We start from the raw sequence: 20,850 nt of genomic DNA, 5'->3' as shown, positions 1-20,850 counted from the left end.
GTAAAAGTATGACAGCAGGCGGACAGGCTCAAATTGGTAACGTCGATCTCGTAAAACAGCTGAACAGCGCGGCCGTCTATCGGCTCATCGATCAGCACGGCCCCATCTCGCGTATCCAGATTGCGGAACAAAGCCAGCTTGCCCCTGCCAGCGTAACCAAAATTACGCGTCAGCTTATTGAACGCGGACTGATCAAAGAAGTCGATCAGCAGGCCTCCACCGGGGGCCGCCGCGCCATCTCCATTGTTGCCGAAACCCGCGGCTTCCACGCCATCGGCGTACGCCTTGGCCGCTACGACGCCACCCTGACCCTCTATGATTTAAGCAGCAAGACTCTTGAAGAAGAGCACTACCCGCTGCCGGAAAGAACTCAGGAAACGCTGGAACACGCCCTGCTTAACATCATCGCCACCTTTATGGAGAGCTGTCAGCGTAAAATCCGCGAGCTGATCGCCATTTCGGTGATCCTGCCGGGGCTGGTCGATCCGGAAAGCGGCGTCATTCGCTATATGCCGCATATTCAGGTGGAAAACTGGGGGCTGGTTGAAGCGCTGGAAAAACGCTTTAAAGTTACCTGCTACGTCGGCCACGATATTCGTAGCCTCGCGCTGGCGGAGCACTACTTTGGTGCGAGCCACGACTGTGAAGACTCCATTCTGGTGCGCGTACATCGCGGAACCGGCGCAGGGATCATCTCCAACGGGCGGATTTTTATTGGCCGTAACGGTAACGTCGGGGAAATCGGCCATATCCAGGTCGACCCGTTAGGCGAGCGCTGCCACTGCGGTAACTTCGGCTGTCTGGAAACCGTCGCCGCCAATGCCGCTATTGAACATCGCGTTCGTCATCTGCTGGAACAGGGTTATCAGAGCAAAATCTCCCTCGATGACTGTTCGATCAAAACGATCTGCAAAGCCGCGAATAAAGGCGATGCGCTGGCCTGTGAGGTGATCGAGCACGTTGGCCGCCATCTGGGTAAAACCATCGCTATCGCCATTAACCTGTTTAATCCGCAAAAAGTGGTGATTGCCGGGGAGATCGTGGAAGCGGAAAAAGTCCTTCTGCCGGCAATCGAAGGCTGTATTAATACCCAGGCGCTGAAGGCGTTTCGCAAAAACCTGCCGGTAGTGCGATCCACGCTCGATCATCGCTCAGCCATTGGCGCTTTTGCCCTGGTAAAGCGTGCGATGCTCAACGGGACTCTGCTCCAGCGTTTGCTGGAAAGCTAAAGCCGCTTTATAGTTTCGCCTTTCTCCAACGATGTCGGACAGTTCATGACCATTCAAAACGTAATTTGTGATATTGACGGCGTGCTGATGCACGACAATGTGGCCGTGCCGGGCGCCGCTGAATTCATCAAACGCATACTCGAGAAAGAGATGCCGCTGGTGATGCTGACCAACTACCCTTCTCAAACCGGTCAGGATCTGGCAAACCGCTTTGCGACGGCGGGAATCGATGTTCCTGATACCGCCTTTTATACCTCAGCAATGGCCACGGCGGATTTTCTGCGTCGCCAGGAAGGCAAAAAAGCCTATGTGGTCGGGGAAGGCGCGCTGATTCACGAACTGTACAAAGCCGGCTTTACCATCACCGACGTCAATCCGGATTTTGTTATCGTCGGTGAGACGCGCTCCTTTAACTGGGAGATGATGCATAAGGCCGCTTTTTTTGTCGCCAACGGCGCGCGCTTTATCGCCACTAACCCGGATACCCACGGTCGCGGCTACTACCCGGCCTGCGGGGCGCTGTGCGCCGGTATAGAAAAAATCTCCGGTCGTAAGCCGTTCTACGTGGGGAAACCGAGCCCGTGGATTATCCGCTCCGCGCTCAATAAAATGCAGGCGCATTCGGAACAGACGGTGATCGTCGGCGATAACCTGCGAACGGATATTCTGGCAGGCTTCCAGGCCGGTCTGGAAACCATTCTGGTACTTTCCGGGGTTGCCACGCTCGATGATATCGACAGCATGCCGTTCCGCCCTTCCTGGATTTATCCCTCCGTTGCGGAAATCGATATCTTCTAAATAAAACCACGTCCTGCGACGTGGTTTCTTATTTCTAAGCCTCTCCTGAACGCTTTTATCTAAAAAAAAAGCGCTATTACTAAATATTCAGCAACAAAAGCGCTCAAAACATACTCTTTTTTCACTATTCGACAATCACAATTGCATTATTTCCTTTTCCTGCCGTAAACCCCTTGCGCCCTCCGCGCCTTTGCGGCATTTTCTAAAGCATGCACTGAGGCTTCGCAATAAGACGAAGTCTGCACAACATCAAACAAGACAGGGTAACGGAGAAGGCTATGTGTTCGATTTTTGGCGTACTGGATATTAAAACTGACGCGGGTGAGCTGCGTAAAAAGGCACTGGAGCTTTCCCGACTGATGCGCCACCGTGGTCCGGACTGGTCCGGCGTCTATGCCTGTGATAAAGCCATCCTGGCGCATGAACGCCTGTCGATCGTCGACGTCAACGCCGGCGCGCAGCCGCTGTATAACGCCGCTAAAACTCACGCTCTCGCCGTCAACGGTGAAATCTACAACCACCAGGCGCTGCGCGCGGAATACGGCGACCGCTATGCGTTCCAGACCGGTTCCGACTGCGAAGTTATCCTCGCGCTGTATCAGGAAAAAGGCCCGGACTTCCTCGACGATTTGCAGGGGATGTTTGCTTTCGCTCTCTACGACAGCGAAAAAGACGCGTATCTGATTGGTCGCGACCACATCGGCATCATCCCGCTGTATATGGGTCACGACGAACACGGTAACTTCTACGTTGCCTCTGAAATGAAAGCGCTGGTTCCGGTTTGCCGCACGATTAAAGAGTTCCCGGCAGGCAGCTACCTGTGGAGCAAAGATGGCGAAATCCGCGAGTACTACCAGCGCGACTGGTTCGACTACGACGCGGTCAAAGACAACGTCACGGACAAAAACGAACTGCGTCAGGCGCTGGAAGAGTCGGTGAAAAGCCACCTGATGTCCGATGTTCCGTACGGCGTACTGCTCTCCGGCGGCCTGGATTCATCGGTGATTTCCGCCATCACCAAAAAATATGCCGCGCGCCGCGTCGAAGATCAGGAAAAATCAGAAGCCTGGTGGCCGCAGCTGCACTCCTTCGCCGTCGGCCTGGAGGGCGCCCCCGACCTGAAAGCCGCGCAGGAAGTGGCTAACCATCTGGGTACCGTGCACCACGAGATCCACTTTACGGTGCAGGAAGGCCTGGACGCCATCCGCGATGTTATCTATCACATTGAAACCTACGACGTGACGACGATTCGCGCGTCAACGCCAATGTATCTGATGTCGCGTAAAATCAAAGCCATGGGCATCAAAATGGTGCTGTCCGGCGAAGGTTCTGACGAAGTATTTGGCGGCTACCTCTATTTCCATAAAGCGCCCAACGCCAAAGAGCTGCACGAAGAGACCGTGCGCAAACTGCAGGCGCTGCATATGTTTGACTGCGCTCGCGCCAACAAAGCGATGTCCGCCTGGGGCGTTGAAGCGCGCGTCCCATTCCTGGATAAGAAATTCCTCGACGTGGCAATGCGTATTAACCCGCAGGATAAAATGTGCGGCAACGGTAAAATGGAAAAACATGTCCTGCGTGAATGTTTTGAATCTTACCTGCCGGCGAGCGTCGCCTGGCGCCAGAAAGAACAGTTCTCTGATGGCGTTGGTTACAGCTGGATCGATACCTTAAAAGAAGTGGCCGCTGAACAGATTTCCGATCGGCAGCTGGAAACCGCCAGCTTCCGCTTCCCGTACAACACGCCTTCCTCGAAAGAAGCGTATCTGTACCGTGAGATTTTCGAAGAGCTGTTCCCGGTACCGAGTGCGGCCGAATGCGTTCCTGGCGGCCCTTCCGTCGCATGCTCTTCAGCAAAAGCGATTGAGTGGGACGAATCTTTCAAAAAAATGAACGATCCGTCGGGACGCGCGGTTGGCGTACACCAGTCGGCCTACTAACCGACGCTGTTTTCAAAACGGACTCTTCGGGGTCCGTTTTTGTTTTGTGCCTTATTTAAGCCGTTAAAAACGATAAATAACCAATAATTGCCGATTATTGCACCACGCTGTTCGCAACCTAACCAAACAGTTACGTTCAGTCCATTTTCGATGAAAAAGGGGTTGACGCTTCAAGGCTCAATACGCATAATGCGCCCCGCAACGCCGATAAGGTAACGCGCAAAAAGATGGCTACGTAGCTCAGCTGGTTAGAGCACATCACTCATAATGATGGGGTCACAGGTTCAAATCCCGTCGTAGCCACCATCTTTTTTGCGGGAGTGGCGAAATTGGTAGACGCACCAGATTTAGGTTCTGGCGCCGCAAGGTGTGCGAGTTCAAGTCTCGCCTCCCGCACCATTTACTCGTTCGCGTTGCGGTAAAATATTTTTGTTGGGGTATCGCCAAGCGGTAAGGCACCGGTTTTTGATACCGGCATTCCCTGGTTCGAATCCAGGTACCCCAGCCATATTTTCGATGTTTGCGGTTCACCGCGACGGTATTGGGGTATCGCCAAGCGGTAAGGCACCGGTTTTTGATACCGGCATTCCCTGGTTCGAATCCAGGTACCCCAGCCATCGAAAATAGAGTAAGATTTTGGCTACGTAGCTCAGCTGGTTAGAGCACATCACTCATAATGATGGGGTCACAGGTTCGAATCCCGTCGTAGCCACCATACAAAGGAATTATTGATTCAGTTCGATAAATCCAAAAGAATTGTTGGGGTATCGCCAAGCGGTAAGGCTCTGGTTTCTGATACCAGCATTCCGAGGTTCGAATCCTCGTACCCCAGCCAATTTTAAAAGTCGCCCACGCTGTGCGCGCACCCGTTGGAGTATCTCCAGGCGCTAAGCCACCGGTTTGACCCCGGTACGAAATGGTCAACGTAAAATTGGGGTATCGCCAAGCGGTAAGGCACCGGATTCTGATTCCGGCATTCCGAGGTTCGAATCCTCGTACCCCAGCCAACAAAAAGCAAAAAGCTCGCTTCGGCGGGCTTTTTGCTTTATGAATTCCGAAAAAAGCTGACCTGAAGTGTACCTCGTTCTCAGCTCTGATAAATTACAGAGTCAATGAGTAAAAGGATTTACGATGAACTATCAGGTTTTCCCTCTCTTTACCCGCACCATAACCTTGCTCTTTTTTCTGATCGGCTTCGCTTTCTGCCTGTTCGGGATTTCAGCCTTACTAACCTACAGCATCGTGGTTGGTTTGTTTTTTCCCGTCGGCATATCCATGCGCCTGCATCGGCTCAACGAAACGGGCCTCGCGCTAACGCTCACCGAGGATACCCGCTGGATAACCTACATTCATGGCTTCCCGGCTAAGGAGCAGAGAGACGTCATTAAGAATCCCTGTTTTTGGTCAACAGAAAGAACGCGGCAATTTTTTCTTCGCTGCTTTGCGAGCAAGATGATTCTTCAGGCAGCATGTATCGCCATCCTTGCCTGTGACGTTCTGTCTTCCGAAGGCGACGCGGTAACTGCCATCCTTGCGCTGCTGGCGCTGCTGTTCCTGCTCTATATGTCAGGTAAAAGCGCCTATTCCTTCTATTTGCTCGCCACGAATCAGTGGCAGTGCGAATCCCTGACAACCTCTGGCGGCAGTATCTGGTATCAGGGATTCTTGCCCAAAAAAGAGGGTAAAGACACGCTGTTTGCGCGATTATTTTGAATGCGGATTATAGCCCCAACGCGTATTTCAACGCCTGACGCTTCAGTCCGCCGGCGCGCTCGGCCGCCATCAGCCCAATGTTTCTCAGCATACGCACCGGGGGCAGATCGTTGCTAAACCCGGCGTAAAACAGATCCATCCCAGACTGCATAATAAAGTTGTCCGCCTGACGGCGCGTCTGGTAGCGCTTAAGTACCGGCAGGCTGGCCCACTCTTCGCCGTGGGCTTTTGCTCTGCCAAGAATATCGAGCAGCGCATCGACATCGCGATAGCCGAGGTTAACTCCCTGCCCCGCCAGCGGATGAATGGTGTGCGCAGCATCGCCCACCAGCGCCAGCCCCGGCTTAACATACTGCAATGCGTGGCGGCGGGTGAGCGGGAAGGCGCCCGCGCTCAGCGGCGTAATCTCTCCCAGCCGCGACGGGAAGTGGCGAGTAATTTCCTGCTGTAGCTGAGCCATGCTCATGCCCTGCAGCTGGCGGATCCGCGCCGGCGCGTCGTACCACACCAGCGAGGCCCAATGATCGAACAGCGGTAAAAACGCGCGCGGCCCCGCCGGAGTGAACTGCTGCCAGGTGCTGTCGCCGGGATCGTCCGCACACTGTACGCTGATCAACATACAGGATTGCTGATACTGCCACGCGTGGATGCCGATTCCGGCCAGCTGACGCACCTGCGAACTGGCGCCGTCCGCGCCCACCACCAGCCGCGCATCAAGCTGGCTGCCGTCGGTCAGCGTTAAGGAGGCGTACGTTTCTTCCCGACGCATCTCCTGGAGCGATGTCCCCACCTGCAGCGATATGCGCTCATGGGCTTCCAGCGCCTGCCACAGGGCTCGCTGCAGGACGTTATTCTCCACCATATAGCCCAGTTCCGGCAGCTTCAGCTCCGCGGCATTGAAGACAACATGGGCGCTTTCCCACTCCCAGGTTTCTAGCTGGCGGTACGCATGGGCGCGCATGGACCGCACGCTGTCCCAGACGCCGAGGCCTCTCAGCAGCCCTACCGATGACGCGCTGATTGCCGAAATACGCACGTCAGGCGGTGAAGACGCATCAAAAACCGGTGGCGCGTTTTTTTCAATGACCGTCACCGTAAAGCCCAGCTGCGCCAGGCCAAGCGCGAGGGCGCCGCCAACCATCCCGCCGCCGACGATAACGACATCTGTTGCATGAATTGTCATGGCTATTATCCTTAAACCCGAATCCCCTCAGTTTACCGGATTTTTATTCGGCTTGTGGTGATTACGGTCGTACTGGTCAGGGCGCGGTCAAAGCATTACAATACGCGCCCTGCAATCCTGGCTTTATATCCGTCACCCTTCACATTGCAGAGCAACATCCGGTGAAGACGCTGACTTTGGGTATACCTAATTAAGCATGAGCAAGTCGATGACAAAAAAACTCCATATTAAAACCTGGGGCTGTCAGATGAACGAATACGATTCATCAAAGATGGCCGATCTGCTGGATGCCACCCACGGGTATCAACTCACTGAAGTGGCGGAAGAAGCGGATGTGCTGCTGCTCAATACCTGCTCAATCCGTGAGAAGGCTCAGGAAAAAGTATTCCATCAGCTAGGACGCTGGAAGCTGCTGAAAGAGAAGAATCCCAACCTGATCATCGGCGTTGGCGGCTGCGTGGCCTCTCAGGAAGGCGACCATATTCGCCAGCGCGCCCACTACGTCGATATTATTTTTGGGCCGCAGACCCTGCACCGTCTGCCGGAAATGATCAACTCGGTACGAGGCAACCGCAGCCCGGTCGTCGATATCAGCTTCCCGGAAATCGAAAAATTCGACCGCCTGCCGGAACCGCGCGCCGAAGGCCCAAGCGCCTTTGTTTCCATCATGGAAGGCTGCAACAAGTACTGCACCTACTGCGTGGTGCCCTACACCCGCGGTGAGGAAGTGAGCCGCCCAAGCGACGATATCCTGTTTGAAATCGCCCAGCTTGCGGCTCAGGGCGTGCGTGAAGTCAACCTGCTCGGGCAGAACGTAAACGCCTGGCGCGGGGAAAACTATGACGGCACCACCGGTAGCTTTGCCGATCTCCTGCGTCTGGTTGCGGCGATCGACGGTATCGACCGGATCCGCTTTACCACCAGCCATCCCATCGAGTTCACCGACGATATCATTGAGGTTTACCGCGATACGCCGGAGCTGGTCAGCTTCCTGCACCTGCCGGTACAGAGCGGTTCCGACCGCGTGCTGAACCTGATGGGCCGAACCCACACGGCGCTGGAATATAAAGCGATTATCCGCAAACTGCGCGCGGCGCGTCCGGATATTCAGATCAGCTCCGACTTCATCGTCGGCTTCCCTGGCGAAACCACTCAGGATTTCGAGCAGACCATGAAGCTGATTGCCGATGTGAATTTCGATATGAGCTACAGCTTCATCTTCTCCGCGCGTCCGGGAACGCCGGCGGCCGATATGGTCGACGACGTACCGGAAGAGGACAAGAAGCAGCGTCTGTATATTCTGCAGGAGCGCATCAACCAGCAGGCGATGGCCTGGAGCCGCCGTATGCTCGGCACCGTGCAGCGCATTCTGGTGGAAGGCACCTCACGTAAGAGCATCATGGAGCTGTCTGGCCGCACCGAAAATAACCGCGTGGTGAACTTCGAAGGCTCGCCTGAGATGATCGGCAAGTTTGTCGATGTCGAGATCACCGACGTCTGGACAAACTCCCTGCGCGGTAAAGTGGTGCGCACCGAGGACGAAATGGGTCTGCGCATCGCGGAAACCCCGGAGTCGGTGATTGCCCGCACCCGTAAAGAAAACGATCTTGGCGTCGGTATCTACCAGCCATAATCCGTTCAGGCCTGCCGGCTCCGGCAGGCCTTGTATTTCCTCTCCTGAACCCAATATCTAAAGCGATGCTTGCGCCATATTCCGATGACGTGAATAATTTCCTGACCGGCTACCTTCCGGCTATCTATGTATAAGAGGAACAGCTTGAATACAGACACTCGCGAAATCACCCTTGAGCCCGCGGACAACGCCCGTCTGCTGAGCCTGTGCGGCCCGTTTGATGACAACATTAAACAGCTGGAACGCCGCCTCGGCATCGAGATTAACCGTCGAGACAACCACTTTAAACTGACCGGTCGGCCGATTTGCGTCACCGCTGCGGCGGATATCCTGCGCAGTCTGTACGTCGATACCGCGCCGATGCGCGGCGAAATCCAGGATATTGAACCGGAACAAATTCATCTGGCGATCAAAGAAGCCCGCGTGCTGGAGCAGAGCGCCGAAAGCGTGCCGGACTACGGTAAGGCCATCAATATCAAAACCAAGCGCGGCGTGATTAAGCCGCGTACGCCGAATCAGGCGCAGTACATCGCCAATATTCTCGACCACGACATTACCTTCGGCGTCGGCCCTGCCGGGACCGGGAAAACCTACCTGGCGGTCGCCGCCGCGGTAGACGCGCTGGAGCGCCAGGAGATCCGCCGTATTCTTCTGACCCGTCCGGCGGTTGAGGCCGGCGAAAAACTGGGCTTCCTGCCCGGCGATTTGAGCCAGAAAGTCGACCCGTACCTGCGGCCCCTTTACGACGCGCTGTTCGAGATGCTCGGCTTCGAGAAAGTCGAAAAGTTGATTGAGCGCAACGTGATTGAAGTCGCGCCGCTGGCCTATATGCGCGGCCGTACGCTGAACGATGCGTTTATCATTCTCGACGAAAGCCAGAACACGACCATTGAACAGATGAAAATGTTCCTGACCCGTATCGGCTTTAACTCTAAAGCGGTCATTACCGGCGACGTCACGCAGATTGACCTGCCGCGCAGCACCAAATCGGGCCTGCGCCACGCGATTGAAGTGCTGGCGGAAGTCGATGAGATCAGCTTCAACTTCTTCCATAGCGAAGACGTCGTGCGCCACCCGGTGGTCGCCCGCATCGTTAACGCCTATGAAGCCTGGGAAGAAGCAGACCAGAAACGTAAAGCAGAACTGGCCGCCGAGCGCAAACGCGAAGCCCAGGAACAGGAGCATAAATGAGTCAGGTCATTCTCGATTTACAGCTGGCTTGCGAAGATAACAGCGGAATGCCGGATGAAGCCCTGTTTCAGCGCTGGGTCGATAGCGTTATCCCGCAGTTTCAGGAAGAGTCGGAGCTGACGATTCGCCTGGTTGATGAAGCGGAAAGCCACGAGCTGAACCTGACCTATCGCGGGAAGGACAAACCGACTAACGTGCTCTCTTTCCCGTTCGAAGCCCCGCCGGGTATCGAAATGCCGCTGCTTGGCGACCTGGTCATCTGCCGTCAGGTGGTTGAACAGGAAGCGAAAGAGCAAGGTAAACCGCTGGAAGCGCACTGGGCGCATATGGTGGTCCACGGTAGCCTGCATCTTTTGGGCTATGACCACATCATTGATGAAGAAGCGGAAGAGATGGAATCCCTCGAAACAGAGATAATGCTTGCTCTGGGCTATGAGGATCCGTACATTGCCGAGAAGGAATAACCCGTTGCCGGCTTTGCCGGCGACTGGCCGCTATGCCGGGCGCTGAGTATACGCGTGACGAGCGACTATTTAACTAACATGAGAACCCATACGACGCCATGAGCGACGACAATTCACACAGTAGCGACACAGTAAACAGCAAAAAGGGATTCTTCTCCCTGTTACTCAGCCAGCTCTTTCACGGTGAACCCAAGAATCGTGACGAACTGCTGGCGCTGATCCGTGATTCCGGGCAAAACGACCTTATCGACGAAGATACGCGCGATATGCTCGAAGGGGTAATGGATATCGCCGACCAGCGCGTCCGCGACATCATGATCCCCCGCTCGCAGATGATTACCCTGAAACGCAACCAGACGCTGGACGAGTGCCTCGATGTGATCATCGAATCGGCCCACTCGCGTTTCCCGGTGATCAGCGAAGATAAAGATCACATCGAAGGGATTCTGATGGCCAAAGATCTGCTGCCGTTTATGCGCAGCGATGCCGAAGCCTTCAGCATGGAAAAAGTGTTGCGTCCGGCGGTTGTCGTGCCCGAGAGCAAGCGGGTTGACCGCATGCTGAAGGAGTTTCGCTCCCAACGTTATCATATGGCTATCGTTATCGATGAGTTTGGCGGCGTCTCAGGTCTGGTGACCATTGAAGACATCCTTGAGCTCATCGTCGGTGAAATAGAAGACGAATACGACGAAGAAGAAGATATCGATTTCCGTCAGCTGAGCCGCCACACGTGGACGGTGCGCGCGCTGGCCTCAATCGAAGATTTCAACGAAGCGTATGGCACCCACTTCAGCGATGAAGAGGTCGACACCATCGGTGGTCTGGTCATGCAGGCGTTTGGTCATCTGCCTGCCCGCGGCGAGTCTATCGACATTGATGGTTACCAATTCAAGGTCGCAATGGCTGACAGTCGACGTATTATTCAGGTACATGTAAAGCTTCCTGATGATGCCCCGCAGCCGAAGCTGGAAGACTAATCCAACGGGACGATTAACCTAAATGGTATTTGCCTCTCTTATTGAACGCCAGCGCGTACGTTTGCTGCTGGCGCTGTTATTCGGAGCCAGCGGAACGCTGGCTTTTTCACCTTATGACTTCTGGCCCGCAGCCCTTATTTCGTTAATTGGCCTGCAAGGTTTAACCCTCAACCGACGTCCCCTGCAAAGCGCCGCGATTGGCTATTTCTGGGGATTAGGGCTGTTCGGCTCCGGTATTAACTGGGTCTACGTGAGCATCGCGCAGTTCGGCGGTATGCCCGGTCCGGTCAACGTTTTCCTGGTGGTTCTGCTGGCGGCCTATCTGTCGCTCTATACCGGATTATTTGCCGGCATTCTTTCGCGCCTGTGGCCGAAAACCAGCTGGATACGCGTTGCCATCGCCGCCCCGGTGATATGGCAGGTTACCGAGTTTCTGCGCGGCTGGGTGCTGACCGGCTTCCCGTGGCTACAGTTCGGCTACAGTCAGATTGACGGCCCGCTCAAAGGCCTGGCGCCCGTGATGGGCGTTGAGGCGATTAACTTCCTGCTGATGCTCGTCAGCGGCCTGCTGGTATTGGCTATCGCGCAGCGTAACTGGAAGCCGCTGATTGCCGCCGTCGTGCTGTTCGCCCTGCCCTTCCCGCTTCGCTACATTCAGTGGTATCAACCGCTGCCGGCGCGCGCGACCACGGTTTCGCTGGTACAGGGCGATATCCCCCAGGCGATGAAATGGGACCAGAATCAGCTACTCAACACCCTGAAAACCTATCTGGATCTCACCCAGCCGCATATGGGTAAATCGCAGCTGATCGTCTGGCCGGAGTCCGCGATTCCGGATCTGGAAATTAACCAGCAGCGCTTCCTCAGCATGATGGACGACCTGATGCGGTCGAAAAATAGCTCGCTGATCACCGGCATCGTCGATGCGCGTCTGAACGCGCGGAATCGCTACGATACGTACAACACCATTATTACGCTGGGCAAAGATAACCCATACAGCTACGACTCAAAGAATCGCTACAACAAGAATCATCTGGTGCCGTTTGGTGAGTTTGTGCCGCTGGAATCGATTCTGCGTCCGCTGGCGCCGTTCTTCGACCTGCCAATGTCCTCTTTCAGCCGCGGGCCGTACGTGCAGCCGCAGCTGGTGGCGCATAATATGCGTCTGACGGCGGCTATCTGCTACGAGATCATTCTTGGCGAGCAGGTGCGGGATAACTTCCGCCCGGATACGGATTTTCTGTTAACCATTTCGAATGACGCATGGTTCGGCAAATCTATCGGCCCCTGGCAGCACTTCCAGATGGCGCGAATGCGCGCGCTGGAGCTGGCCCGTCCGCTGCTGCGCACCACCAATAACGGCATTACCGCGGTCATCGGCCCACGCGGTGAAATACAGGAGATGATCCCGCAGTTCACCCGCGCCGTATTAACCACCAAAGTGACCCCAACGGCAGGACTGACGCCGTACGCGCGTACGGGGAACTGGCCGCTGTGGGCGTTAACCGCCTTGTTTGGCTTTGCTGCGCTGCTGATGAGCCTGCGCCAGCGCCGTCAATAATTGCTTCTCCCGCGGCGGCACTCGTCGCCGCGGTCATCTCCCTTCTTATCCATTCTGGCACGACCATTGCTTAATAAATACATGTCGCAACGCGATCCTCGGGGGTACAACCCGGTTGCACCACCATCGATCGTCAGGCGGCGCTATTTTGGTGCAATGGGGGATTTTTGCCTTTAAATGGTGCGGTGCGCTTCGCAAAAATCAACAATATAAGAGCAAAATCTTTACATTAAGCCAAACTAAATGCTAACAAACACATACAAATGCTGCACGCAAAGACGGCAGCGATAAAAAAGCACACACATTCACAATGGGTATCAATAGCGTCTGACGGCGCTGAGGATAAGGAGTCGGATATGCAATTACGTAAACTGGCCGCAGCAATGCTGGTCATGGGCCTCACCGCTGGGGTGGCGCATGCAGAAGATGCGGCATCCACCGCTGGCCAGAGCACTCTGGATAAAATTGCCAAAAACGGCGTTATCGTCGTTGGTCACCGTGAATCATCCGTTCCGTTCTCTTACTATGACAACAAGCAGCAGGTCGTTGGCTACTCTCAGGACTACTCGAATGCGATCGTTGATGCCATCAAGAAGAAGCTGAACAAACCGGATCTGCAGGTCAAACTGATCCCTGTCACCTCACAAAACCGTATTCCGCTGCTGCAAAACGGCACGTATGATTTCGAATGCGGCTCCACCACCAACAACCTTGAACGCCAGAAACAGGCGGCCTTCTCCGATACGATTTTCGTCGTCGGTACCCGTCTGCTGGTGAAAAAAGGCGGCGCGATTAAAGATTTCCCGGACCTGAAGGATAAAGCCGTCGTCGTCACCTCCGGCACCACCTCCGAAATTCTGCTGCACAAGCTGAACGACGAGAAAAAAATGAATATGCGTATTATCAGCGCAAAAGATCACGGTGACTCTTTCCGTACTCTGGAAAGCGGTCGCGCGGTGGCCTTTATGATGGATGACGCGCTGCTGGCGGGCGAACGTGCGAAAGCGAAAAAACCGGATAACTGGGAGATTGTCGGTACCGCTCAGTCTCAGGAAGCCTACGGCTGCATGCTGCGCAAAGATGACCCGCAGTTCAAAACGCTGGTCGATGAGACGGTCGCCCAGGTTCAGACCTCCGGTGAAGCCGAAAAATGGTTCGATAAGTGGTTTAAAAATCCTATTCCGCCAAAGAACCTGAATATGAACTTTGAACTCTCTGACGAGATGAAAGCGCTGTTCAAATCACCTAACGATAAAGCTCTTAACTAATTAAAAAAACAAAGGGCGGGGAATCCTGCCCTCCCGATTGTTGCTACGGCGCGGACAGACTATACGGCGGCTGGTCGTTCCCCAGCGGCCGCGAATACCGAAACAGGCTGAGCAACAATCTTCGAGGGTAGCGCTGCTACCCTTTTTTTTCCAGGAGTCATTTATGTCAATAGACTGGAACTGGGGAATATTCCTGCAACAGGCCCCGTTCGGCAACACCACCTATTTAGGCTGGCTGTGGAGTGGTTTTCAGATCACCGTCACCCTGTCGGTAACGGCCTGGATTATCGCATTCTTTGTAGGTTCGCTCTTCGGTATTCTCCGTACGGTCCCGAACCGTCTGCTGTCGACTATCGGCACCTGCTACGTTGAACTTTTTCGTAACGTTCCGCTTATCGTTCAATTTTTCACCTGGTATCTGGTGGTGCCTGAACTGCTGCCGGAAAACATCGGCATGTGGTTTAAGTCCGAGCTGGATCCGAATATTCAGTTTTTCGTTTCTTCGATGCTGTGTCTGGGATTGTTTACCGCCGCGCGCGTCTGCGAGCAGGTTCGTTCCGGTATTCAATCCCTGCCGCGCGGCCAGAAAAACGCCGGGCTGGCGATGGGGCTAACGCTCCCGCAAACTTACCGTTACGTTCTGCTGCCCAACGCCTATCGCGTTATCGTGCCGCCAATGACCTCTGAAATGATGAACCTGGTGAAAAACTCGGCCATCGCTTCCACCATTGGTCTTGCCGATATGGCCGCGCAGGCGGGCAAGCTGCTGGACTACTCGGCCCATGCCTGGGAATCGTTTACCGCTATCACCCTCGCCTACGTGTTTATCAACGCCGTTATTATGCTGATCATGTACGTGGTCGAACGTAAAGTCCGCCTGCCGGGCAATATGGGGGGTAAATAATGTACGATTTTGACTGGAGCTCCATTATTCCTTCCATGCCATACCTGCTGGCAGGGCTGGTGATTACCTTAAAAATTACCGTGACCGCGATTGTTGTCGGAATTGTGTGGGGGACGATCCTGGCCGTGATGCGCCTGTCGAGCTTCCTGCCGCTGGCGTGGTTCGCCAAAACCTACGTTAACGTTTTCCGCTCCATTCCGCTGGTGATGGTACTGCTGTGGTTTTATCTGATTGTTCCCGGGTTCCTGCAGAACGTGCTTGGCCTGTCGCCGAAAACCGATATCCGCCTGATTTCGGCGATGATCGCCTTCTCCATGTTTGAAGCGGCCTATTACTCGGAAATTATCCGTGCCGGCATTCAGAGTATCTCGCGCGGCCAGTCCAGCGCCGCGCTGGCGCTGGGCATGACCCACTGGCAATCCATGAAGCTGGTGATTCTGCCGCAGGCCTTCCGCGCCATGGTACCGCTGCTGCTGACGCAGGGCATCGTCCTGTTCCAGGATACCTCGCTGGTTTATGTTCTGAGCCTGGCCGACTTTTTCCGCACCGCCTCAACTATCGGCGAGCGTGATGGAACCCAGGTAGAAATGATCCTGTTCGCAGGCGCCGTATATTTTGTGTTTAGTCTCAGCGCATCGCTGTTGGTCAGCTGGTTGAAGAAAAGGACTGTGTAATGATTACCCTGAAAAATGTTTCAAAATGGTATGGTCACTTTCAGGTGCTGACCGATTGCTCCACGGAAGTGAAAAAAGGCGAAGTGGTGGTGGTCTGCGGGCCTTCGGGTTCGGGTAAATCAACGCTGATTAAAACCGTAAACGGCCTGGAGCCCATTCAGCAAGGTCAAATCATCGTCGACGGCACCACCGTCAACGATAAAAAGACCAACCTGGCCAAACTGCGTTCGCGCGTCGGGATGGTATTCCAGCACTTTGAGCTGTTCCCGCATTTATCGATTATCGAGAATCTCACCCTGGCGCAGGTCAAGGTGCTCAATCGCGACAAAGCCGCCTCCCGGGCGAAAGGGCTTAAGCTGCTGGAACGCGTGGGGCTTTCCGCTCATGCCGAAAAATTCCCCGCCCAGCTCTCGGGCGGCCAACAGCAGCGCGTGGCCATCGCCCGCGCGCTGTGTATGGATCCTATCGCCATGCTGTTTGATGAACCCACCTCCGCGCTGGATCCGGAGATGATTAACGAAGTGCTGGACGTTATGGTTGAACTGGCAAATGAAGGGATGACCATGATGGTGGTCACCCATGAAATGGGCTTTGCGCGTAAGGTAGCCAACCGGGTTATCTTTATGGATGAAGGAAAAATTGTCGAAGACGCCGATAAAGAAGCGTTTTTTGCTAACCCGCAATCTGAACGCGCCAAAGACTTCCTCGCCAAAATTCTGCACTAATCTTCCGGCGTGTACGGTACCGTACACGCCTTTTATCTCTTCCCGCTCCTGTCTCTCTCCATAGTTATGGCAATAGCTTTGCCGCTCTCAAATACGCGTCATAAATATATCCAGCCTCACGCCAAATAATTCACGACCTGAAACGCTCAATTCAACAAAAATTCACTCTTTACATCGTGGATTACATAATCTGTCATAGATAACATGGCGCGAATTTGACAACAACGCTGAGCGCCGGCAGCGGATTTTTTTGATTTTAGAAAATTAAGATTCTTAAGATTGAGAACCCGGCTTCGTTAACCCTACTCAGTTAACGCTAAACATTCTTGACAAGGCTATAACGGACGAGTGAAACAAATGGATATTGCTTCGTGAATAATAAAAGTCTCATAACCTCCCTTTCTCTTTATATTCTGTTAACCGCATCGACATTGGCGAATGTATCGATTAGCAATACCAATCAGGTGGAACAGGATAAGGCACGTCAAAGCGCATTGGCACCAGCACAGCAGGAATATTCGGCATCAGGTACAGGATTGCAAAAATATAAACTCGCCTTTCCACTTGAAGCAACCTGCCGATATATCAACCATGTTGAAATTATTTCCGCTGACCACAAGTTGACCCGCGGTCTGTTAGGTAATATCGCTCGCCAGGCAGAAAAAAAGTGCCTGGGTATTGAAGGCATACGTCTACTCACCACAACCTTGCAAAATGAACTCATTGCCCGGGGATATATCACTTCGCTTATTGATGTACCTTCACAATCCCTGAATGATGGCATTCTGAGCATCACGTTGAGCTATGGCTATATCGGCAATATTAGCTGGGCTGCCGGCAATAGCGCGACAACCAGCCTGTGGAATGCCATACCGGCTAAAACAGGGGATATTCTGAAGCTAACCGAACTGGAACAGGGGATGGCTAACTTGCAGCGTTTACCCGGCTCATCGGCGCAGATGAAAATCATGCCGGGTAAGAACCATGCGGAAAGCGATATCCAAATCTCCCGGCATCTGGCACGAAACTGGCAAGTAGGCGCATGGCTGGATGATGCAGGAAGCCGTAGCAGCGGGCGTTACCAGGCCGGTGGCGCGCTTTATCTTTATGACCTGACGACGCTAAATGACATTTTCTATTTATCCATGGGGGGCGATGTCGAGTTTAATCAACATAACGATGGCAACCAGAATAAAAGCCTCTATTATTCTATTCCCTTTGGATTTTGGTCACTCAATCTTTACGGTTCACAAAGTGAATATCGTCAGCAGTTCAATGGCAGATACTCCACCATTGAATATAAAAGCAAAAATGATTATGCCAGCGCAACCTTAACGCGTCTAATTTCGCACACCCGCCAGCAAAAAACAACCATTGATGCGCGAATAGCAAAAAGTACCTCACATTATTATTTTGGTGGCAGCGAACTGAGCGTTATGCGCAAACAGAATCCTGCCTGGGATATTACGGCACATCATCAGCGATATTTTACCCATACAATCGTAGATGCCAGCCTGGGCGTACAGCGTAGCCTTCCCTGGCTCAGTTCAATGCCAACTCCGGAGGAAAAAGCCGGTCTGTACAGTAAGCTTTCGCGCATTATTCATGCCGACCTTCAAGCCTTAATGAAGTTTGAATCAACGGGGGATAAATTCAGCTATGCTCCGCATATTAATATACAAATTAGCCCCGATATCTTATCCGCAGACAATCAATTTAATATAGGCAATCGTTGGACGGTACGAGGTTTTGACGGTGAAAGAACCCTTTCAGGAAATCAAGGCTGGTACTGGCGCAATGATTTCATCTGGGATATGCCCGCCCCGGAACGACAGCTGTACTTAGGCATAGACGTTGGACGCATTACAGGAACAGAGCAGTACGGAAATGGCAAAGTCATGTCTGGCGCCACGGTGGGAATACGCGGAAGCATAATTTCAACTCAGTATGATTTATTCATCGGAACCCCACTGATAAAGCCAAACGGTTTTCATACAGACCCTGCAAACCTGGGATTTTCATTACAATGGAGGTATTAAAATCAGTTTTTCAACGCATCAGTTAACCTCATTTATTTCTAAAGGACTCTATTAAATGTTTAAATTCAATTTAACCTATGTTGCGCTAGCAGCAGCATTGAGCTCAAGCTTTGTTTATGCCGACCCGACAACTTACACCCATTTATCAGGCGCCAAAGTCATTGATATTGAAAAACCCAATGCCGCCGGCGTCTCACATAATATGTATCGTGAGTTTAATGTTGATAGTAAGGGTGTTGTTCTGAACAATAGCCCCAGCGATCTCTCCCATGCGACGTTGGGGAATATCGCTAAAAATAACAATCTGACTAATGGTAGTGCTTCTGTTATTCTTAACGAAGTTACCTCAAACCGTGCAAGCTCACTGAATGGATTTATTGAAGTTGCGGGTCAGCGAGCTGATGTGGTTATTGCTAACCCCAATGGTATTTCCTGCTCAGGATGTAGTTTCATCAACACCAATAAGGCGATTTTAACGACAGGAAAGGTAACATTCTCTGATACTGGCGCTATCGCCAGTTATGACGTTACCGGGGGTAAACTGTCCATCGACAAGAATGGAATGGATGCCAGTAATAGCTATGCGGTTCTGCTCGCCGATGCGATAGCCATTAACGGTACGGTTAATGCTACGAACGCGATAGTGGCCGCAGGAAACTTCACCTTTGATAACGGCTCTGGCGCGATAACCTCAGCGGGCAAAGCGGCAACGGCACGGCAGTATGTTTACCCTGAATATAGTATCGACATTAGTAATCTTGGCGGCATCAAAGCCAATAGTATTACTATGGTTGGCAATAATTTAGGTTTTGGCGTTCGAAATAAAGGCGCTATTGTTGCTAACACCAGCCTCTCTTTGACCAGCTTTGGCTCACTCACCAACGAAGGCTCTATCGCCAGTAATGGTATGATGACTCAGGTACTCTCTGCAGGCAATTTTAAAAATACGGGAAATATATCCTCGAATAATATCGCCTTACTGAACAGCCTCAGTTCGATAAGCAATAGTGGAACCATTTCCAGCACAGGAAATTTATTAGTCAACGCATCCGGAAATATCGAAAACACGGGTAAATTCAAAGCGGCCTCCACATTGAGCGTAATGACTAACGGTAACCTGAAAACGACATATGGTTCCAATTTACTTTCAGATAATCAGTTGACAGTCACCGCCGCCGGTAACATTGAAAACGGAGGCTCGACCAGAGGTAAAAACACAACGGTCACCTTCGGAGGAGACACGCTTAAAGTCACTGGCAATATTTTTGGCTACGATACTCTGCTGGTTCAGGCGAAAATAAATGACCAGATAACATCCGGGGAAATTACCAATTCTGGTACCACCTCCGGCGGCAACGTGACCGTAAAAACCGATGGTACTCTGGCGTTAACCAAAGGTAGCTTTATGGAAGCGACTGATACGCTGACGACAAAAAGCTACTGGCTTAAAAATGAAGGTTATATGGGAGCCGATACGATAGCTATTGATAACTATGTCACCCACAACTATGGGGCTATTGTTGGTCAGAATAATGTTGGCGTTAAAACCTATCATGAGCTTTATAATGAAGGCGAAATTTTAAGCTCATCAAATATGACGCTGGATACACGAAATCACGGTAATATTACTAACCGTTCTCACATAGGAGCTGGCGGCACTTTAACCATGTCAGTTAATAAAGTGGTTAACGGAGGATACCGCTGCGGTTTCCTGGGGTGGGCAACCTGTGGCAAAGGCACGATTTCCACGACTAATCTGGTTTTAAATTCCTCACATAAATACGCCAGTGAAATGGGCGGCACTCAGCAGTTTAAGAGCGCGACCATTAACACCATCAATTAACATGAAGTTATCATTGAAAATGCGCGTCTTTTTTTAAAAGAAAGTTAATGCTGGTGCTTCGGCACCAGCATTTTTACGCATACAGATGAAGGGTTAGCCTGCCCTTTAAAAGGAAGGCCAATATATTAACGCGCTTTATATTGGCCCTCGGGCTGGCTTAACGCCAGTGTAAAGGCTCCGCAAATATCTCTCACGTATTTACGGCTCGAATGGCCGGCGCTGGAACTGATCGTGCCCGCATTTTGGACAACGCGGTAGCACATCCGGCGTATAAACCGGCAGATGGTAATGGCACTTCTCACACACCAGATTGCCGAGCCCCACGACTTCGCCGCTGTGATAGACGCCGTGGTGGCTGAGATCCTGGAACACCTCGCGCCACTCAAGCTGAGTTTTATCGGTAATATCCGCCAGCTCCTGCCACAGGCTCTCTTTGATCACCCGCATAAAGACGCTATCAGTCAGCTCATCCTGACTCTCTTCATAACTGAGCGCGAACTCTTCCAGATCGCGTCTGACAGCGCGGATAACATTCTCGATTTCGCTCTGCGTTAACTCGCCGGACTGGCTAATCTTGACCCTGGCCTGCTCCACCAGCGCATCAATATCGCGTTCTCCATTGCGTAACCGCTCGCTGAGCGTCGACACCAGCTCTCGGTAGAATTGAGCAACCTTGTTCATCTTTTCGCCTCCGGTGTGGTTAACTTC

Annotated in this window: 17 protein-coding genes and 7 tRNA genes; 22 read left to right on the top strand and 2 right to left on the bottom strand. The window is 52.8% G+C overall.

What is annotated here, in order from left to right; translation table 11 throughout:
- The first annotated feature begins 8 nt into the window (after positions 1 to 8).
- From ABLV30_RS09660 to ABLV30_RS09610, 11 genes are all read left to right on the top strand, one after another.
- Positions 9 to 1,229, top strand: a complete 1,221-nt coding sequence (locus ABLV30_RS09660; RefSeq protein ID WP_025106389.1) for an N-acetylglucosamine repressor — start codon at positions 9 to 11, stop codon at positions 1,227 to 1,229.
- A 45-nt stretch (positions 1,230 to 1,274) separates the two neighbouring features.
- A complete protein-coding gene (locus ABLV30_RS09655) occupies positions 1,275 to 2,027 on the top strand; it encodes an HAD-IIA family hydrolase (protein WP_004100215.1) in 753 nt (250 codons plus the stop codon).
- A 278-nt stretch (positions 2,028 to 2,305) separates the two neighbouring features.
- A complete protein-coding gene (gene asnB, locus ABLV30_RS09650; RefSeq protein ID WP_025106390.1) occupies positions 2,306 to 3,967 on the top strand; it encodes an asparagine synthase B in 1,662 nt (553 codons plus the stop codon).
- Positions 3,968 to 4,196: 229 nt separating this feature from the next.
- Positions 4,197 to 4,273 (top strand) — tRNA-Met (locus tag ABLV30_RS09645).
- An 8-nt stretch (positions 4,274 to 4,281) separates the two neighbouring features.
- Positions 4,282 to 4,366: transfer RNA gene (locus ABLV30_RS09640), tRNA-Leu, on the top strand.
- Between the two features lie 34 nt (positions 4,367 to 4,400).
- Positions 4,401 to 4,475 (top strand) — tRNA-Gln (locus ABLV30_RS09635).
- 34 nt (positions 4,476 to 4,509) lie between these two features.
- Positions 4,510 to 4,584 (top strand) — tRNA-Gln (locus ABLV30_RS09630).
- Between the two features lie 21 nt (positions 4,585 to 4,605).
- A tRNA-Met gene (locus ABLV30_RS09625) sits at positions 4,606 to 4,682 on the top strand.
- Positions 4,683 to 4,727: 45 nt separating this feature from the next.
- Positions 4,728 to 4,802 (top strand) — tRNA-Gln (locus ABLV30_RS09620).
- Between the two features lie 97 nt (positions 4,803 to 4,899).
- Positions 4,900 to 4,974, top strand: a tRNA-Gln gene (locus tag ABLV30_RS09615).
- Positions 4,975 to 5,098: 124 nt separating this feature from the next.
- Complete coding sequence (locus ABLV30_RS09610) at positions 5,099 to 5,680, top strand: hypothetical protein (protein WP_025106391.1); 582 nt, start codon at positions 5,099 to 5,101, stop codon at positions 5,678 to 5,680.
- Positions 5,681 to 5,687: 7 nt separating this feature from the next.
- Here ABLV30_RS09610 and ubiF read toward each other — a convergent pair whose 3' ends face one another.
- Positions 5,688 to 6,863 (bottom strand): 3-demethoxyubiquinol 3-hydroxylase, encoded by a 1,176-nt coding sequence (gene ubiF, locus ABLV30_RS09605; protein ID WP_025106392.1) that lies wholly within the window; start codon positions 6,861 to 6,863, stop codon positions 5,688 to 5,690.
- Positions 6,864 to 7,071: 208 nt separating this feature from the next.
- On the opposite strand from ubiF, the gene miaB reads away from it, so the two are divergent.
- From miaB to ABLV30_RS09550, 11 genes are all read left to right on the top strand, one after another.
- Entirely contained in the window at positions 7,072 to 8,496 is a 1,425-nt protein-coding gene (gene miaB, locus ABLV30_RS09600; RefSeq protein WP_004111391.1) for a tRNA (N6-isopentenyl adenosine(37)-C2)-methylthiotransferase MiaB, read from the top strand.
- 144 nt (positions 8,497 to 8,640) lie between these two features.
- Entirely contained in the window at positions 8,641 to 9,687 is a 1,047-nt protein-coding gene (locus tag ABLV30_RS09595; protein WP_004134159.1) for a PhoH family protein, read from the top strand.
- Positions 9,684 to 10,151: an rRNA maturation RNase YbeY gene (gene ybeY, locus ABLV30_RS09590; protein ID WP_004130446.1), complete on the top strand. Its 468-nt coding sequence runs from the start codon at positions 9,684 to 9,686 to the stop codon at positions 10,149 to 10,151. Before ABLV30_RS09595 ends, ybeY begins: the two co-directional genes overlap by 4 nt.
- A gap of 98 nt (positions 10,152 to 10,249) precedes the next feature.
- Positions 10,250 to 11,128, top strand: a complete 879-nt coding sequence (corC, locus tag ABLV30_RS09585) for a CNNM family magnesium/cobalt transport protein CorC (RefSeq protein WP_004130445.1) — start codon at positions 10,250 to 10,252, stop codon at positions 11,126 to 11,128.
- A gap of 22 nt (positions 11,129 to 11,150) precedes the next feature.
- Positions 11,151 to 12,689, top strand: coding sequence for an apolipoprotein N-acyltransferase (lnt, locus tag ABLV30_RS09580; protein ID WP_265801486.1), 1,539 nt, complete (start codon positions 11,151 to 11,153; stop codon positions 12,687 to 12,689).
- Between the two features lie 356 nt (positions 12,690 to 13,045).
- A complete protein-coding gene (locus tag ABLV30_RS09575; RefSeq protein WP_004848819.1) occupies positions 13,046 to 13,957 on the top strand; it encodes an amino acid ABC transporter substrate-binding protein in 912 nt (303 codons plus the stop codon).
- A 163-nt stretch (positions 13,958 to 14,120) separates the two neighbouring features.
- Positions 14,121 to 14,861, top strand: a complete 741-nt coding sequence (locus ABLV30_RS09570; protein WP_014837812.1) for an amino acid ABC transporter permease — start codon at positions 14,121 to 14,123, stop codon at positions 14,859 to 14,861.
- Positions 14,861 to 15,535 (top strand): glutamate/aspartate ABC transporter permease GltK, encoded by a 675-nt coding sequence (gltK, locus tag ABLV30_RS09565; RefSeq protein WP_004848815.1) that lies wholly within the window; start codon positions 14,861 to 14,863, stop codon positions 15,533 to 15,535. The genes ABLV30_RS09570 and gltK overlap by 1 nt, the downstream gene beginning before the upstream one ends.
- A complete protein-coding gene (locus ABLV30_RS09560) occupies positions 15,535 to 16,260 on the top strand; it encodes an amino acid ABC transporter ATP-binding protein (protein ID WP_004848813.1) in 726 nt (241 codons plus the stop codon). Before gltK ends, ABLV30_RS09560 begins: the two co-directional genes overlap by 1 nt.
- Positions 16,261 to 16,670: 410 nt before the next feature.
- Positions 16,671 to 18,299 carry a ShlB/FhaC/HecB family hemolysin secretion/activation protein gene (locus tag ABLV30_RS09555; RefSeq protein WP_265801529.1) on the top strand — a complete coding sequence of 543 codons (1,629 nt, stop codon included), beginning with the start codon at positions 16,671 to 16,673 and terminating at the stop codon, positions 18,297 to 18,299.
- Between the two features lie 55 nt (positions 18,300 to 18,354).
- Complete coding sequence (locus ABLV30_RS09550) at positions 18,355 to 20,142, top strand: filamentous hemagglutinin N-terminal domain-containing protein (RefSeq protein ID WP_048261230.1); 1,788 nt, start codon at positions 18,355 to 18,357, stop codon at positions 20,140 to 20,142.
- A 198-nt stretch (positions 20,143 to 20,340) separates the two neighbouring features.
- Here the strand turns inward: ABLV30_RS09550 and ABLV30_RS09545 are convergent, their stop codons facing one another.
- Positions 20,341 to 20,823 carry a zinc ribbon-containing protein gene (locus ABLV30_RS09545; protein ID WP_014228404.1) on the bottom strand — a complete coding sequence of 161 codons (483 nt, stop codon included), beginning with the start codon at positions 20,821 to 20,823 and terminating at the stop codon, positions 20,341 to 20,343.
- Positions 20,824 to 20,850 lie beyond the last annotated feature (27 nt).

The organism is Klebsiella sp. CN_Kp113, from assembly GCF_040064585.1.
GTDB lineage: Bacteria > Pseudomonadota > Gammaproteobacteria > Enterobacterales > Enterobacteriaceae > Klebsiella > Klebsiella michiganensis.
This window is presented reverse-complemented; position numbering and strand designations above follow the sequence as displayed.